General features: G+C 67.5%; 8 protein-coding genes and 1 pseudogene. 1 reads left to right on the top strand and 8 read right to left on the bottom strand.

The features are described from left to right. Positions 1-4: 4 nt before the first annotated feature. Positions 5-1460 (bottom strand): annotated as a pseudogene (locus tag FHU31_RS30945) (class I adenylate-forming enzyme family protein). A 105-nt stretch (positions 1461-1565) separates the two neighbouring features. Here FHU31_RS30945 and FHU31_RS30940 point away from each other — a divergent pair. Next, positions 1566-2819 (top strand): PucR family transcriptional regulator, encoded by a 1254-nt coding sequence (locus FHU31_RS30940; RefSeq protein WP_167165246.1) that lies wholly within the window; start codon positions 1566-1568, stop codon positions 2817-2819. Here the strand turns inward: FHU31_RS30940 and FHU31_RS30935 are convergent. From FHU31_RS30935 to FHU31_RS30905, 7 genes are all read right to left on the bottom strand, one after another. Continuing rightward, a complete protein-coding gene (locus FHU31_RS30935) occupies positions 2816-4387 on the bottom strand; it encodes an acyl-CoA carboxylase subunit beta (protein ID WP_167165244.1) in 1572 nt (523 codons plus the stop codon). The two genes, FHU31_RS30940 and FHU31_RS30935, sit on opposite strands and share 4 nt — an antisense overlap. Beyond that, positions 4384-9789: a polyketide synthase Pks13 gene (pks13, locus tag FHU31_RS30930; RefSeq protein WP_272953514.1), complete on the bottom strand. Its 5406-nt coding sequence runs from the start codon at positions 9787-9789 to the stop codon at positions 4384-4386. Before pks13 ends, FHU31_RS30935 begins: the two co-directional genes overlap by 4 nt. Before the next feature lie 56 nt (positions 9790-9845). Continuing rightward, on the bottom strand, positions 9846-11735 hold the full coding sequence (gene fadD32 / locus FHU31_RS30925) for a long-chain-fatty-acid--AMP ligase FadD32 (protein WP_167165240.1): 1890 nt from the start codon (positions 11733-11735) through the stop codon (positions 9846-9848). Between the two features lie 204 nt (positions 11736-11939). Then, entirely contained in the window at positions 11940-12950 is a 1011-nt protein-coding gene (gene culp6, locus FHU31_RS30920; protein WP_167165238.1) for a carboxylesterase Culp6, read from the bottom strand. A 64-nt stretch (positions 12951-13014) separates the two neighbouring features. Next, positions 13015-13512, bottom strand: coding sequence for a DUF732 domain-containing protein (locus FHU31_RS30915; RefSeq protein WP_167165236.1), 498 nt, complete (start codon positions 13510-13512; stop codon positions 13015-13017). An 88-nt stretch (positions 13513-13600) separates the two neighbouring features. After that, the gene (locus FHU31_RS30910; protein WP_337789967.1) at positions 13601-14578 is read right to left on the bottom strand and encodes an alpha/beta hydrolase-fold protein; all 978 of its coding nucleotides are present in this window, start codon (positions 14576-14578) and stop codon (positions 13601-13603) included. A 125-nt stretch (positions 14579-14703) separates the two neighbouring features. Next, a partial coding sequence (locus tag FHU31_RS30905; protein WP_167165234.1) for an esterase family protein occupies positions 14704-15371 on the bottom strand: 668 nt, incomplete at its 5' end.

Here is a 15371-nt window from a genome sequence, read left to right as displayed (position 1 = left end):
GCTCCTAGGCGTCGATCCGACGGGCGGCGAATGTTTTTCGGAGTGCTGGTTTGTCGATCTTGCCGACCGGATTCTTGGGCAGCTCGTCCAGCACCGTGATCTCCACGGGGACTTTGTATTTCGACAACGATGCGCGCAGATGGGCATCGATGGCATCGACGCCGACAGCGGCATGCAGGGACACCACGAGCACCGGCTCCTCGCCGTAGAGCGCACTCGGCCGCCCGATCACCGCCGCCTCGGCGACCTCCGGCATCTGATAGGCGACCGTCTCGATCTCCTTGGGGTAGATGTTCTCCCCGCCCCGGATGATCATGTCCTTCGCCCGGTCGACGAGCACCAGGTAGCCGTCCTCGTCGAAGCGGCCGATGTCACCGGTGCGCAACCAGCCGTCGACCACCGTCTTGGCGGTGTCGGCCGGGCGGTTCAGATAGCCGCGCATGACGTTGGGCCCCTTGATGATCACCTCGCCGGTACCCCCTGCAGGCACCTCGGTGCCGGCGCCGTCGATAATCCGGATCTGCTGCCCGGGCAGCGGAAGCCCGACGGTTCCCGGCTTTCGCCTGCCCTCGAGCGGATTGCAGGTGCTCGCGCATGAGCCCTCGGACAGGCCGTAGCCCTCGATGATCCCGATGCCATAGCGGTTCTCGAACTTCTCCAGGAGTTCGACGCTCGCGGGCGCCGCACCGCAGACGGCGAACCGGATCGAACTGGTATCGGGTGCCACCTCGGCCGGCAGCGCCGCGAGCATGGTGTAGATGGTGGGGACCGCGGAGAAGTAACTGGCCCGGCTGGCCTCGACGCGGTCGAAGAAGCCGACCGGGTCGAATCGGCCCGCGATGGTGGTACGCCCGCCCGCGATCAACGGTGACAAAGTGCTCACCACGATGGCGTTGACGTGGAACAGCGGCAGGATCAGCAGGCTGTGGTCGGCCGCGGTCAGATCGAATCCTTCGATCACCATGGTGCACATGGCATTCACGTTGCGATGGTCGAGCATCACCCCTTTGGGCCTGCCGGTGGTTCCGCTGGTGTAGATCAGCAGCGCGAGGGCGTCGTCGGGGTTGGGGGCTGGTTCGGCCGTCCATGGATCGGTATCGAGATCGTCCACCGACAGCACCGGGATCTCCGTGTCCACGTCCCACTCGGCCAGCAGGACGACAGCTCCGGAATCCGCGATCTGGTGCTCCCGCTCCGCAGCGACCAACGTGGGACTGATGGGGGTGACGACGGCGCCCAGACGCCAGGCCGCGAACATGGCGACCACGAAGGCCGCGCGATTGGGGCAGCATCACCGCGACGACGGCGCCGGGGCGCACGCCGCGGCCGGCCATGGCGGCGGCGGCCCGTCGCACCGCGTCCAGGAACCCGGCGTTCGTGTAGGCGATGTGGTCGTCGGAGACGGCCATGCGATCAGGCGCCGATTCGGCGCGGCGGTCGGGCAGGGACGAGAGGTGCATGTCACGAAGGTAGGAATATGTGCCTTGGGACACACTGTCGTCGCCCGATGAACATCAGAATCCGCTTTGTCCCCCGGAGACAATCCGGCATTAAGCTGTCGGCCCATGGACCCCACGGTCGCCGACGCCAATGCAGCAGTCCTCGACGCGCTGATGCGCCGCCAGGTGGAGGTGGCGCACAGCGTTCAGCGGCAGCTCGCAACCGATATCGCCGAGTTGCGCGGGGACGCCGAGATCCTCGATCTGCTGACCGCCAGCGTCGAGAGCAACATCGATACCATCTTCGGCGCGTTGCGCCACGATATATCCCTGGACAACATCGAGGCACCGACAGCCGCGCTCGAATACGCCCGGCGCCTCGCCCAGCGCGGGGTTCCGATGAACGCCCTGGTTCGGGCCTACCGGCTGGGACATGCCCTGGTGCTGGACGTCGCCGCCGACGAGATCGGCACGGCCGCATTGGACCCGCGCACCAGCCTCGCCCTGTACGGACGGATCACCTCGATGACGTTCGGCTACATCGACTGGATTTCGCAGCAGGTCGTCGGCGTCTACGAGGACGAGCGGGACCGCTGGCTGACCAACCGCAACAGCACCAGAGCGATCCGGGTCCGTGAGATCCTGGCAGGCGCCGGCCACGACGTGGATGCCCTCACCACCGCCATCCGCTACCCGATGCGTCGCACACACCTCGGCCTGATCCTGTGGTGGCCCCCCGATCCCGGCAGCGACACCGGCCGCGACGACGGGCTGGCCCGCCTGGAATCGTTCCTGCGCGGGATGACCGAGACCGTCGCACCTCAGAGTGCACCCCTGTTCGTCCCGGCCGACCAGGTGACCGGCTGGGGCTGGATACCGCTGGCGAATCAGGACGAGGCGGCCCAGCGGGTGCGTCAGTTCCACGCCCAGGCCACCGACCCGCCGAATGTCGCGCTGGGCAGGCCCCTTCCGGGGGTGGCAGGATTTCGGCGCTCACACACCCAGGCGCTGCGCGCCCGCGGTATCGCGATGGCAGCCGGCGCGGCGGGCGTCGTCGACGCGGGCACTCCCGGCCTGGCCGCTGCCGCCCTGCTCGGCGAAAACCTCGACGAGACCAAGGTATTCGTGCAGGACACGTTGGGTGAGCTGGCCGCAGACACCACGACCGACGCCGGCCTGCGCGACACCCTGCGGGTATTCCTGAAGCACGGCGGCAGCTACACCGCCGCCGCCGAGGAACTCACCGTCCACTACAACACGGTGAAGTACCGGGTCGGCCGGGCACTGCAGCGCCGCGGCCGACCGCTGGGCGAGGACCGCCTCGACACCGAGATGGCGCTGCTGGCCTGCCTGTGGTTCGGGACCGCTGTCTTGGGTTAGAGCGGGGTCAGGCCGTGCTTGCGCTGCACCTTGTGGATGTTCTGCTTGTCCCGCAACAGATGCAGCGACTTGCGCAGCAGCAGACGGGTCTCGTGCGGTTCGATGACACCGTCGATATAGCCGCGCTCGGCGGCGATCCACGGCGTCGCCAGATTCAGGTTGTAACCCTCGATGAAGTCGGCACGGATCTTCTGCACCTCGGGTGCGGTCGGATCCGGGAAGCGCTTCACCAGCAACTGCGCCGCACCTTCGGCGCCGATCACCGCGATGCGGGCGGTGGGCCACGCGAAGTTGAGGTCCGCGGACAACTGCTTGGAGCCCATCACGGCGTATCCGCCGCCGTAGGCCTTGCGCACGATGATGGTCACCTTCGGCACATCGGCTTCCACGATGGCGTTGAAGAAGCGGCCACCACGCTTGATGATGCCGCCCTTCTCCTCTTCCACACCCGGCATCGCACCCGGGGTGTCGACGACGAACACCAAGGGCAGGTTGAACGAATCGCAGAACCGGATGAACCCGGCGGCCTTGTCGGAGGCCTCGTTACCCACCGCACCGGACATGTGCATGGGCTGGTTGGCCACCACCCCGACCGGGCGGCCGTCCACCCGGGCGAACGCCGTGATCATGGACGGGCTGCGCTGGTCGGCGATCTCGAAGACGTCACCGTCGTCGAAGATCCGGAGCAGGACCTCGTGCATGTCGTAGGCCATGTTGTCCGAATCCGGCACGATCGTGTCGAGCTCCAGATCACTCGGGGTGATCTCGGGCTCCAGGCCCGGGTTGACGATGGGCGCATCGTCAAAGTGGTTGGGGGGCAAGAAGCTCAGGTAGTCGCGGACGTACTGGTACGCCGCGGCCTCCGACTCGACCACCTTGTGGATGTTGCCGCGCTGCGCCTGCACATCGGCGCCGCCCAACTCGTCGAAGCTGACGTCTTCACCGGTGACGTCCTTGATGACATCCGGTCCGGTGATGAACATGTAGCCCTGATCGCGCACCGCCACAACGAGATCGGTCTGGATCGGCGAGTACACCGCGCCACCGGCGCACTTGCCGAAGATCAGCGAGATCTCGGGGACCAGCCCGCGCAGCATCTCATGGCGGCGCCCGAGTTCGGCGTACCAGGCCAGCGAGGTCGCGGTGTCCTGGATGCGGGCACCGGCCGAGTCGTTGATACCGATGATCGGGCAGCCGACCATGGCCACCCACTCCATCAGCTTGGCGACCTTGCGGCCGAACATCTCACCGACCGAGCCCTGGAACACCGTCTGATCGTGGCTGAACACGCCGACGGGACGGCCGTCGATGGTGCCGTGGCCGGTGACCACACCGTCGCCGAAGTAGGCGTTGGGGTCCCCGGGGGTCTTGGCCAGCGCGCCGATCTCCAGGAAGCTGCCCGGATCGAGCAGTGCGTGGATGCGGGCGCGGGCACTCGGAATGCCCTTCTTGTCGCGGCGGGCCTTGGCCTTCTCATCACCGGGGTCGGCGGCCAGTGCCAGCTTCTCACGGAGCTCGGCCAGCTTCTGCGCCGTGGTTACCGCTGGGACACTGGAGGTTTCGGTCACTTGTTCGCGTCCTTCTCTGCTGTGCTAGCCGTCGCTTCGCTCTCGATACGGTTGATGGCCTCGCTCATGTGCGCGCCGACCTTGGCGATGATGGGCTCGTCGATGGCCTGGATGTGCTCACCACCGATGGGCACCACCTCCAGATCCTTGACCGCTTCGCCCCATCCGCCGTCGGGCTGACGGGTGGCGTACGCGGGCTCGAAGACGATCGCGTCATCGTGGTAGCGGTCGGCCATGTACAAGGTGACGTGCCCGTCGTAAGGCCGGAGCTCGATGGTGTCCAGCGCACGGTTGTCCAGATAGGACGTCCGCTGGTGCTCGATGATGCCGCCCGGGATCTGCACCCCGCTCTGCGCGACGATGTCCAGGACGAACTTGACCTGGCCCTCGTCGTCCAGCTTCTCCAACTCCTCGTAGGGGATGGCCGGTACCTCGACGTTGAAGGTCCGCTCGGCGAACCGTGCGTAGCGGTCCCAGCGGGCACGCATGCCCGCCTGGGTCTGGTCGATCGGCACACCGGGGCGCACACAGTCGATCAGGCCGACGAACCGCACATCCGCGCCGGCCTGCTTGAGCCCGATCGCGCAGGCATAGGCCAGCGCGCCACCGAGCGACCAACCCGCCAACACGAACGGACCCTGATGCACCTCAAGCAGTTTCGGCACGTACTCGGCGGCCCGCTCCTCGATGGAGCCTTCGACACGCTCGATGCCGTACACCGGGATGTCCGCGGGCAGCCGTTTGATCAACGGCTCGTACACCACCGTCGATCCACCGGCCGGGTGGAAGACGAACAGCGGAAGGGCGGTCGAACCCTCCTTCGCTGCCCGCAGGGTGCGGATGAATCCGTCGACCACACCCTCTTCGAGCTGGGCGCGCACCACGGTGGCCAGTTCCTCGATGTTCTTGGCGGAACGCACATCCTCGACGGTGATGGTGCCCTCGGCGCGCTCCGTCAGCCGTTTCGCCATCTTGTCGGCGGCCGCGTCATCGAGCTTCGGCAGCTCGTTGAAGATGCCGCCCGGCGACTTACCGGTGACGATCGCCCAGGTGGCGAACGTGACACGTTCGGCGGCATCCCGCGGCGGCACATCGGCGCCGAGCGCCTCGGTGACAGCCTCCTGCGTCAGCACCTTCGCCGCGGCCGCGGCCGCGGTGGCCTTGCTGGGGCCGGCCGGATCACTCGGTGGTGCGGGGATGGTCGCCGTGGGTCCGGTCGGATCCGTGGGCGGCGGCGGGATTTCGAGCTCGGTGGGCGACGCGACCGGGGTCTGCCCGCTCTCCGCGACCGGGTGACCCGCCTCGGTCACACTTCCCGTCGCTGCGCTCGCCTCGGCTAACTTCGCCTCCAACTCGGCGACCGTCGTCGCCCCGCCCAGCAGTTCGGCCTGCGCGGCCGCGATCTCCTCGGCGGTCTGTCCCTTCTGGGATTCGGCGATCTCATCGACCTCGTCGCGGTGCTCGATCGCGTACTTGATGAGCTCCTCGACGTTGTAGAGGTTGGCATCGCGCACCGCGGTCAGCTGGATCGGCGGCAGGTCGAAGTCGTACTCGACGCGGTTCTTGATGCGCACGGCCATCAGCGAATCCAGGCCCAGCTCGATCAGCGGGACCTCCCACGGCAGGTCCTCGGGCTCGTAACCCATGGCCCCACCGACGATGCTGCCGAGGCGATCCGCCACCGTCTCACCGGATTCCGGTGACCACTTGGCAAAATTCGCGGCCAGGCCGGCGCCGGCGGTCAGGTTGTCCTGCAGGATGGCCACGTCGGCGACGTGATCGGGCGCCGCCTCGGCCACCGGCTCAGCCGCGATCGCCACCGCGGCACCCGTCGCCACGGGCAGCACCGCGGCGCTACCGCTGCGGCTGACCACCGCGTCGTACACCAAGGTGAACGACTCGTCGATACGCGCGTGCACCTGCACGGTGCCCCCACCGGGATGCCGGGTGAGCGTGGTGACCAGCCGGGCCCCGTCACCGGGGACCGCACGCTGTTCGAAGGCGGTCAGTACGGCGTCCGGAAGAACCTGGGTGGCAGCGGCTTTCACCAGAGCCGCGAGATCGGTGGCACCGTTGGGGGCGTACTCCCAGACATGCCGGCCGTCGGGAGTGGCGACATGAGTGCCCGGCAGGACCGCCGAGCTGTCACCGGCGAACCGGGCGTTGAGCCAGTGCTCCTTGTACTTGAAGCGGGTGGGCGGGATGTTCGCGTGCTCACCGGCACCGAAGAACACCCGCGGATCCAGATCGTGGCCGTACACGAAGAGGTTGGCCATCGCCACCGTCATCGAGTCGACCTCGTCCTGCTTACGGGCGAGCGTGCCGATGAGCTGCGCATCGTGCAGACCGGCGCTGGCGGTCGTCAGGCCGACCTGCATGAGCGCCACCGGGTTCGGCGCGAGCTCCAGGAAGGTGGTGTGCCCGTTGTCGACGGCGTTGCGGATCCCGTGGGTGAAGTAGACGCTGTGCCGCAGGCCCTTCTTCCAGTACTCCACATCGTGGATCGGATCGGCGCCGGCCCGGATGAACTTGCCTTCGTGCACGGTGGAGAAGTACGCCGTCTGCAGCGGCAGCGCCTGGATGCCCTGGATCTCGGCGGAGAGCTCACCCAGCAGCGGGTCCATCTGCTGGGTGTGGCTGGCGCCCTTGGTCTGCAGCTTGCGGGCGAACTTGCCCTCGGATTCGGCCCGGGCGATGATCGCGTCGATCTGCTCGGGCGGGCCGCCGATGACGGTCTGGGTGGGGGCGGCGTAAACGCAGACCTCCAAACCCGGGAAGTCGGAGAAGACGGTCTTGATCTCCTCGGCCGAATACTCGACCAACGCCATCAGCCGGATGTAGTCGCCGAACAGCATCGCCTCGCCCTCACCCATGAGATGCGCGCGGGAGCAGATGGTGCGGGTGGCATCGGCCAGGGACAGCCCACCGGAGAAGTAGGCTGCGGCCGCTTCACCGAGCGACTGACCCACCACCGCAGCAGGTTTCGCGCCGTGGTGCTTCAGCAGCTCACCGAGCGCGATCTGGATGGCGAAGATCACCGTCTGGACCACTTCGATGGGGTATTCGCAGGTCTCGTTGGTGTAGTCGATCGCATCGTCGAGGACCAGTTCGACGACGGAGTAGCCGCGTTCGTCCTGGATGTGCGCGTCGACCTTGTTGATCCACTCGGCGAACACCTCGTCGCGCAGATACAGGCTCTTGCCCATCTTGCGGTGCTGCGCGCCGAAACCGGCCAGCACCCAGACGGGTCCGTTGGTGACGGGGCCGTCGGCGGCCAGCACCAGCGGGCTCTGCTTGCCCTCGGCGACGGCCCGCAGGCCCTTGACGGCCTCGTCGTGGTCATGGGCCAGCACCACGGCACGCGAGCGGCCGTGGTTGCGCTTGGACAGCGAGCGGCCGATCGACTCCAGTGACGAGGCGCGGCCCTCTTCGCTGTCGATCCAGTCGGCGAGCTCCGCGGCAGCGGACTTCTTACGCGAGGTGAGGAATCCGGAGATCACCAGCGGCACAACGGGAGTGAACTCCAGCGCCTCGATCTCGGCACGACCGACCTCGATCAGCCGCTTGGCCTCATCGGTCAGACCGGGCAGCTCGTAGCCGCCCTCGTCCTGCGAAGAGGAGCCCGGGAGACCATCCGGGCCGTCGCTGTCGACGAACTCGCCGTACTCGTCCATCCGGACCCCGCCGACGTACACGGCGTCGGCGTCATCCGACTTCTGTTCGCTGACTTCGGGTTCCGGCTCGGGTTCGACCAGATCGGCCGGCAGCACCTCACGCAGCACCAGGTGGGCGTTGGCGCCACCGAAACCGAAGCCCGACACACCCGCGATGGCGCGTCCGCTGTAGCGCGGCCACTCCGAGACGGTGTCGTTGACCTTGAGGTGTTCCTTGTCGAAGTCGATGTACGGGTTGGGGCCCGCATAGTTGATCGACGGGGGCAGCTTGTCGTGTTGCAGCGACAACGCCACCTTGGCGAGGCTCGCCGCGCCCGCGGCCGATTCGAGGTGTCCCAGATTGGATTTCACCGCACCCAGCAGCGCCGGCTTGTCGGCGGCGCGGCCACGGCCGACGACCCGGCCCAGGGCGTCGGCCTCGATCGGGTCACCCAGGATGGTGCCGGTGCCGTGCGCCTCGATGTAGTCGACGTCGCGGGGGTCGATACCCGCGTTCTTGTACGCCTTACGCAGAACCGCTTCCTGCGCATCGGGATTGGGGGCCAGCATGCCGTTGGACCGGCCGTCGTGGTTGACCGCGGAGCCGGCGATGACTGCCAGGATCTGGTCCCCGTCGCGGCGGGCATCCGACAGCCGCTTGAGCGCCAGCATGCCGCCGCCCTCGGAACGGGCGTAACCGTTGGCGTCCGAAGAGAAGGACTTGCAGCGGCCGTCCGGGGCCAGCACCCCGCCGACCTCGTCGAAACCGATGGTGACGATCGGGGTCACCATGGCGTTCACCCCACCGACGATCGCCACGTCGATCTCGCCGCTGCGCAGGGCCTGCACACCCTGGTGGGCGGCGACCAGCGAGCTGGAGCACGCGGTGTCGATGGACTCCGACGGTCCGCGGAAGTCGAAGAAGTACGACACCCGGTTGGCGATGATGGAGCTGGCCGTGCCGGTGATGGCGTACGGGTGAGCGGTGGTGGGGTCGGCGACGGCCAGCAACATATAGTCGTTGTTCGAACTGCCCACATACACACCGACATCGGCGCCGCGCAGGCTGGAGGCCGGGATCCGGGCGTGCTCAAGGGCCTGCCAGGTCAGCTCGAGTGCCATCCGCTGCTGCGGGTCGACATTGTCGGCTTCCATCTTCGACAGTGCGAAGAACTCGGAGTCGAAACCCTTGATATCCGACAGATACCCGCCGCGGGTGTGGGCCCTGGCCACCCGCTCGGCGACCCGGGGCTCACCGAGGAACTCCGACCAACGGCCCTCCCGCAGATCCGAGCTCGCATCGCGGCCCTCGAGCAGCGCCGCCCACATCTCGTCGGGGGTGTTCATGTCCCCGGGGAAGCGGGTCGCCACACCGACGATCGCGATGTCCTCGACTCCGGCCGGGCGCGACCAGTCTTCGTCGCCGACGTCCTCGGGTTCGGGCTCACCCTCGATGAGCACCTTCGCCAGCGACTCGACGGTCGGATTGCGGAAGACGACGGTGGCGGTCAGCGTGACACCGGTCAGGTCCTCGATATCGGAGGCCATCGCGACGGCATCGCGGGAGGACAGGCCGAGCTCGACCATCGGGGCCGACTCGTTGATCGAGTCGGGCGACTGGCCGGTGGCGGTGGCGATCCAGTTGCGCAGCCATTCGCGCATCTCGGCGACCGTCATGTCGGTGGCCGGAGCCGCCCCGGCGGCGACGTTGGATTCTGAAGTCTGCGAGTTCTCGCCAGTGTCAGTCATTTTCATTCGCTTTCGCCGCCGTGCGGCCTGGTTGAGGGGCCGGATGTATGCGGGGTTCAGTCCGTTTCGTCCGGGAAGTCGTTGGCGGTCTTGCCGCTGCGCAGGCTGCCGTCGAGGTAACCGGCGCGGCATGCGCGGCGGCCGATCTTGCCGCTGGAGGTACGCGGGATGGCACCCGCCGGTGTCAGCAGCACATCGCGCACCGTCACGCCGTGCCGGACCGCGATGGCGGCGCGGATATCGTCGACGACCGGGCCCAGGTCGAGCTTGTGCGAGCCCGGCGCGCGTTCGCCCACGATGACGAGCTGTTCGGAGGTGTCCTCCGGATCGAATTTCAGTCCGGCGTGGGTGTTTTCGAACACCTCGGCAGGCAGTTGATTCGCCGGCACCGAGAAGGCCGCCACGAATCCGGTGCGCAGCGCCTTGGTGGATTCCTGCGCCGAGTACTCCAGGTCCTGCGGGTAGTGGTTGCGGCCATCGATGATGACGAGGTCCTTGACGCGGCCGGTGATGTAGAGGTCACCGCCGTAGAACGCGCCGAAGTCACCGGTGCGCACCCAGGTCGCGTCATCCGCCGCGCCTTCGGCGTGCGAGGGGCTGGTCCGCGATTTGAGGGTGTTCTGGAAGATCTCACGGGTCTCCTCCGGCTTACCCCAGTACCCGGTACCCATGTTCTGGCCGCTGATCCAGATCTCACCGATCTGGCCGTCGGGCAGTTCCGTCGCGGATTCCGCATCCACGATGACGGCCCATTCGGAGATGCCGACCTTGCCTGCCGAGGCCTGCGCCACCGCCTTGGGCGAGTCCGCATCCACCTCGACGATGCGACCGGTGTTCAGCGCATCGCGGTCGACATTGATGATCTTGGGCTCTTCGGCGGCCGGGGTGGTGGACACGAACAGGGTGGCCTCGGCCAGGCCGTAGGACGGCTTGATGGCCTTGGGCGGGAAGCCGAAGGGCGCGAAGGCCTCGTTGAAGCGGCGCACGGTGGCCGCCGAGATGGGCTCGCTGCCGTTGAGGACCGCCTTGACATGGGAGAGGTCGAGCGGTGCGTCGCCCTCCTTCGGCACACCGCGGGCGGCGGCGTGATCGAAGGCGAAGTTGGGGGCCACCGAGATGACACCGCCGGTGTCGTCGGGCTTGAAGCCCATCTCGCGGATCCAGCGCTCGGGCCGGCGCACGAAGGCCGCCGGCGTCATGAAGGTGAAGTAGTGGCCGATCATCGGGGCGATCAGCGCGGTGATCAGACCCATGTCGTGGAAGAACGGCAGCCAGGACAGGCCGCGATCGCCTTCCTCACCTTCCAGAGCCTCGACCACCTGCAGTACGTTGGTGGCCAGATTCAGATGGGTGATCTGCACGCCGGTGGGGATGCGCGTCGAACCCGAGGTGTACTGCAGGTAGGCGATGGTCTCTTCGGTGGCCACCACCTCTTCCCAGGTGACGGCGACGTCGTCAGGCACGGCATCCACCGCGATGACCCGGGGCCGCTGGTTAGCCGGCCGGCTGCGGAAGAACTTGCGCACGCCCTCGGCGGCGTCGGTGGTGGTCAGGATGGCCGACGGGCTGCAGTTGTCCAGGACGGCGTGCAGGCGTCCGACGTGCCCGGGCTCCGACGGATCGAACAGCGGCACCGCGATGCGACCGGCGTAGAGCGCGCCGAAGAACGCGACGAGGTAGTCCAGGTTCTGCGGGCAGAGGATCGCGACGCGGTCACCGGGCTGGGTGACCTGCTGCAAGCGGGCCGCGACGGCCTTGTTGCGGGCACTGAACTGGGCCCAGGTGAGGTCGCGGGCCACACCGTCGCGCTCGGTGGAGTAGTCCAGGAACCGGTAGGCGAGCTTGTCGCCGCGGACCTTGGCCCAGCGCTCGACGTGCGACACGATACTGGCGCCATCAGGGAACTTGATCTGACCGTCCTTGATGAACGGGTTATGGAACGGCATCAAATTCTCCTGTCACTGCACACTCTTCGCACGGTCGTCGCGAGCCCCGGCGATCGTACCGGGACGCGCTGTTCCCCCCCTCGACGCCCGCCCACCGCTCTTAGTTTTCTCTTAATGTTAGGGGACCGATTCTCGCAGGCCAAATCTGGTTACCGGCGAGTCGGGTTCCTGGGGGTGAGCGAAGCGGCGGGTAGACCGAACAGCTCAGCCGTGTTTGGGGTGCGGCGCGTTGTCCAGCAGGTTGCGGGCCCACTGCTCGGTCCACTGGGTGGCCGTCTGGCCGTCCAGGCTCCAGAACTGGGGGGTGTTGTAGAGCGCGTGCACCGGCCCCGCCGTGCTGCCCAGCAGGGTCTGCAGCGTCGCGGGCAGATTCCCGACGGAGAACGCCTCCTCGGGGGCGGCGCAGATCAGGTCACCGTTCCCACAGATCTGGTACGTGCGGTCATTGAGCGCGCCGAAACCCCCGTCGCGCGGGCCGGTCATCGACAGCCCCAGCGCGGACAGCATCGGCAGTTCGTGCAGGGTGATCTCGGCTCCCTGTCCCGGCGGATTCGCGGGCAGGCTCTGACCGACGTTGTCCTGGCGCCGGCCGTCGGCGATCAGCGTCACGCCCAGCACCAGGTCCTGGTCGACCGGGCCGCGGCCATTGCCGATATCGCTGGCGATATCGCCGCCGATGACCGCGCCCTGGGAGAATCCGATGATCACATAGCTGCTCAACGGGCACCGGTTGTTCATATCGGTCAGTGCCTGGACCGCCTTCTTGGTGCCCTCGGCGCGGGAGTCGTTGTAGGACATCTGACCGTCCGCGGCGAACGGGTTATGGAACTGCGCGGTGTAGGGGACCGTGTAGACCTGGATCCGGTCGGGACCGAACTGCTGCAGCAGCGGGTTGGTGACATTGAGCAACAGCGCGGCCGGGAACTGCACCGGGTTGTTCGGGTCGAGCACCGGTGAGGACTCCCAGGTGCCGGGAATGGACAGCACGAACACATCCGGGCAGCTGGCGTCCTGGAACTCCGGGCGCGGTTTGCTCGGCGAGGGACCCGTGGTCGGGACCGCGGTGGGCGGTGCCGTCGGCGGCGTGGCCAACGGCGGATGCTCCGGCTGGCGCAGCCAGACCACGAGTGCGGCGACGATCACCGCCACCAGGACGGCAACCGCCCCGGCCGCGGCCACCGCGAGAATCCGGTGGCGTTTGCGGTTGTTCGCCATAGTTGATGAGCTCCTCGGTTCAGCTGGGTTGCCCGAGCACTGCTGTCATGTCCGCGGGAAGCGGTCAGCAGAGCTGTTCGGTCGCGATGCGAATGTAGTCGGCGGTGACAGAGTCGACCTCACCCGTCGGCGGGGCCGTCGAACTCACGTGCGCCTCACGGACATCCGCCCGGACCAGCGGCACGACGAAGTCCCACACCGCTTGATCGGTCTGCTTGGCCGCCCGTGCCTGACACACATAGGACCCGATCGTCAGCGCGATGATCTCGTCGGAGGGGTGCACGCCGGCCGTGCCCAGCGCGTCCAGATAGGACTGCTGCTGATGGGACATCGGCATGTGCTCGCGGTAGCCACCGGCCGCGCTGGCGGCCGGCGGGGCGATGTCCGCCAGCCCGTCCGACGGCCCGGCGGACTGGGAAGACGGCAGTCCGATGGTCGTGATGACGTCGTCGCTGAACGAACATCCGCACACCGCGGCCGCGGTGGAGGCCAGCATCAGCGGGGTCAACACCAGCGCGGGTCGCTTTGCCAGACCCGCAGTCCACCGGTGGTTACGCTGCACGGCTCCACGGTACCGGCTGTCCAGCGCGTGCCCCCGGGCCGAGACGATGCCGTGATGTGATATTTCCCGCGGTTGCGCCCGCCCCGGCTTATCGGATGGCGGCCGAGAGATCGCCGGACAGGGCCGCCAGTTGCGGGCCCCAGCTGCTCCAGTCGTGCTGGCCACCGGTCGGGAAGTCGAAGTGCCCGTTACGGCCGCCGAGGCTGCGATAGTGCGAGTAGAACGCACGGTTGCTGCCCTGCGCCTGATCGCAATAGCCGATCATCGCCGCGGGATCGCTACAGGTCAGCGTCTGCGGGCTGAACACCCAGATCCGGGTGTTGTTATCCGCCAACAGCTGCACGTGGGCATCCGGGTCGTGCCACTTCCACCGCCCGAACTGCGCCGGGCCCCACATGTCCTGGGTGTTGACCCCACCGAACTGCGCCATACCCGCGGTGATCGCACCGTTGAGGAAGGTGTTGCCGACCGTCAGGAAGCCCGACATCGAGCCCGCATAGCGGAACCGGTCCGGGTGGAACTCCGCCAGCGTCAGCGCCGCCGTGCCGCCCTGGGCCGCACCCACGACACCGTGCCCGGTCGGGGCCAGGCCCTTGTTCGCGGCCAGCCAGTCCGGCAGCTCCTGAGACAGGAACGTCTCCCACTGCTTGCTGCCGTCCTGCTCCCAGTTCGTGTACATGCTGAACGCACCACCGGCCGGGGCGGCCACCGAGATGCCCTTACCGGCCAGGGTGTTGAACGCGCCGGCATTGACCCAGTTGCTCACCTCGGGTGCGGCGTTGAACGCGTCGAGGAGGTAGACCGCGTGCGGCCCGCCGGCTTGAAAGGCCACCGGGATATCGCGGCCCATCGCCGCCGACGGCACCTGGAGGTACTCGATCCCGTCCGCGTGGGCCGGAGCCCCGGCCGTCGACCACAGCCCCAGCGCCAGCAACGCCGCACATGTCGCCTGCACCGTCTTGCGGATCGCCGACTGCAGGAGAGATTTCCCGTCGCTTCGCTCGCCCCGGATGAGTTTCCCGTCGCTTCGCTCGCCCAGCCGCATATCCCACCTCATCGAAGTCACCGAATCTCCCCACCGCCGCGTTGTAGTGAACCACATCACCGCAGTCCACTGCTGTGAAAACGCCTGACGGCGGTGTCCCCGAGGGGGCACCGCCGTCAGACTTCAGGTTGTTGCTGTACCGCGGGTCAGGCGGTCGGCACCGCGCCCAGCACGCGCTGCATATCCGGCTTCATGGCCTGCAGCTGCTGGCCCCAGTACGGCCAGTCGTGCACACCGTTCTCCGGGAAGTTGAACACGGCGTTGGTGCCGCCGTTGGCGATGTAGGTGTCCCGGAAGGTCTTGTTGGTGCGGATGGTCAAGCCTTCGAGGAACTTCGCGTTGAACAGGTTGCCCGCGCTGGCGCCGCCGCTGAGTTCCGACGGGGTGCCGTTACCGCAGTAGACCCAGAGCCGGGTGTTGTTGGCGATCAGCTGGTTGATGTTCACGAACGGGTCGTTGCGCTTCCAGGCGTTCCCGGGATCGCCGGTCTTGCCCCACATGTCGTCGGCCTTGTAGCCACCGGCGTCACCCATCGAGATGTTCACCAGGAACGGCCACCAGCCCTCGGACAGGTTCAGGAAGCCCGACATCGAGCCGGCGTAGATGAACTGCTGCGGGTGGTAGATCGCCAGCGTCATGGCCGCCGAACCCGCCATCGACAGACCGACGGCGGCGCCACCGGTCGGCTTCACCTGACGGTTGGTCTGCAGCCACGCGGGCAGCTCCGAGGTCAGGAAGGTCTCCCACTTGTAGGTGGTGCAACCGGACTTGCCGCAGGCCGGCTTGTACCAGTCGGAGTAGAAGCTGGACTGGC

The organism is Mycolicibacterium fluoranthenivorans (assembly GCF_011758805.1).
In the GTDB taxonomy this organism is placed as follows: Bacteria; Actinomycetota; Actinomycetes; order Mycobacteriales; family Mycobacteriaceae; genus Mycobacterium; species Mycobacterium fluoranthenivorans.
The sequence above is the reverse complement of the archived record's forward strand: the minus strand, read 5'-3'. Positions and strand labels throughout refer to the sequence as shown.

Excerpts from the sequence above, each read along its gene's own strand:
- FHU31_RS30940 (WP_167165246.1), top strand. The coding sequence starts at position 1,566 with ATGGACCCCACGGTCGCCGACGCCAATGCAGCAGTCCTCGACGCGCTG.
- pks13 (WP_272953514.1), bottom strand. The coding sequence starts at position 9,789 with ATGACTGACACTGGCGAGAACTCGCAGACTTCAGAATCCAACGTCGCC.
- fadD32 (WP_167165240.1), bottom strand. The coding sequence starts at position 11,735 with ATGCCGTTCCATAACCCGTTCATCAAGGACGGTCAGATCAAGTTCCCT.
- culp6 (WP_167165238.1), bottom strand. The coding sequence starts at position 12,950 with ATGGCGAACAACCGCAAACGCCACCGGATTCTCGCGGTGGCCGCGGCC.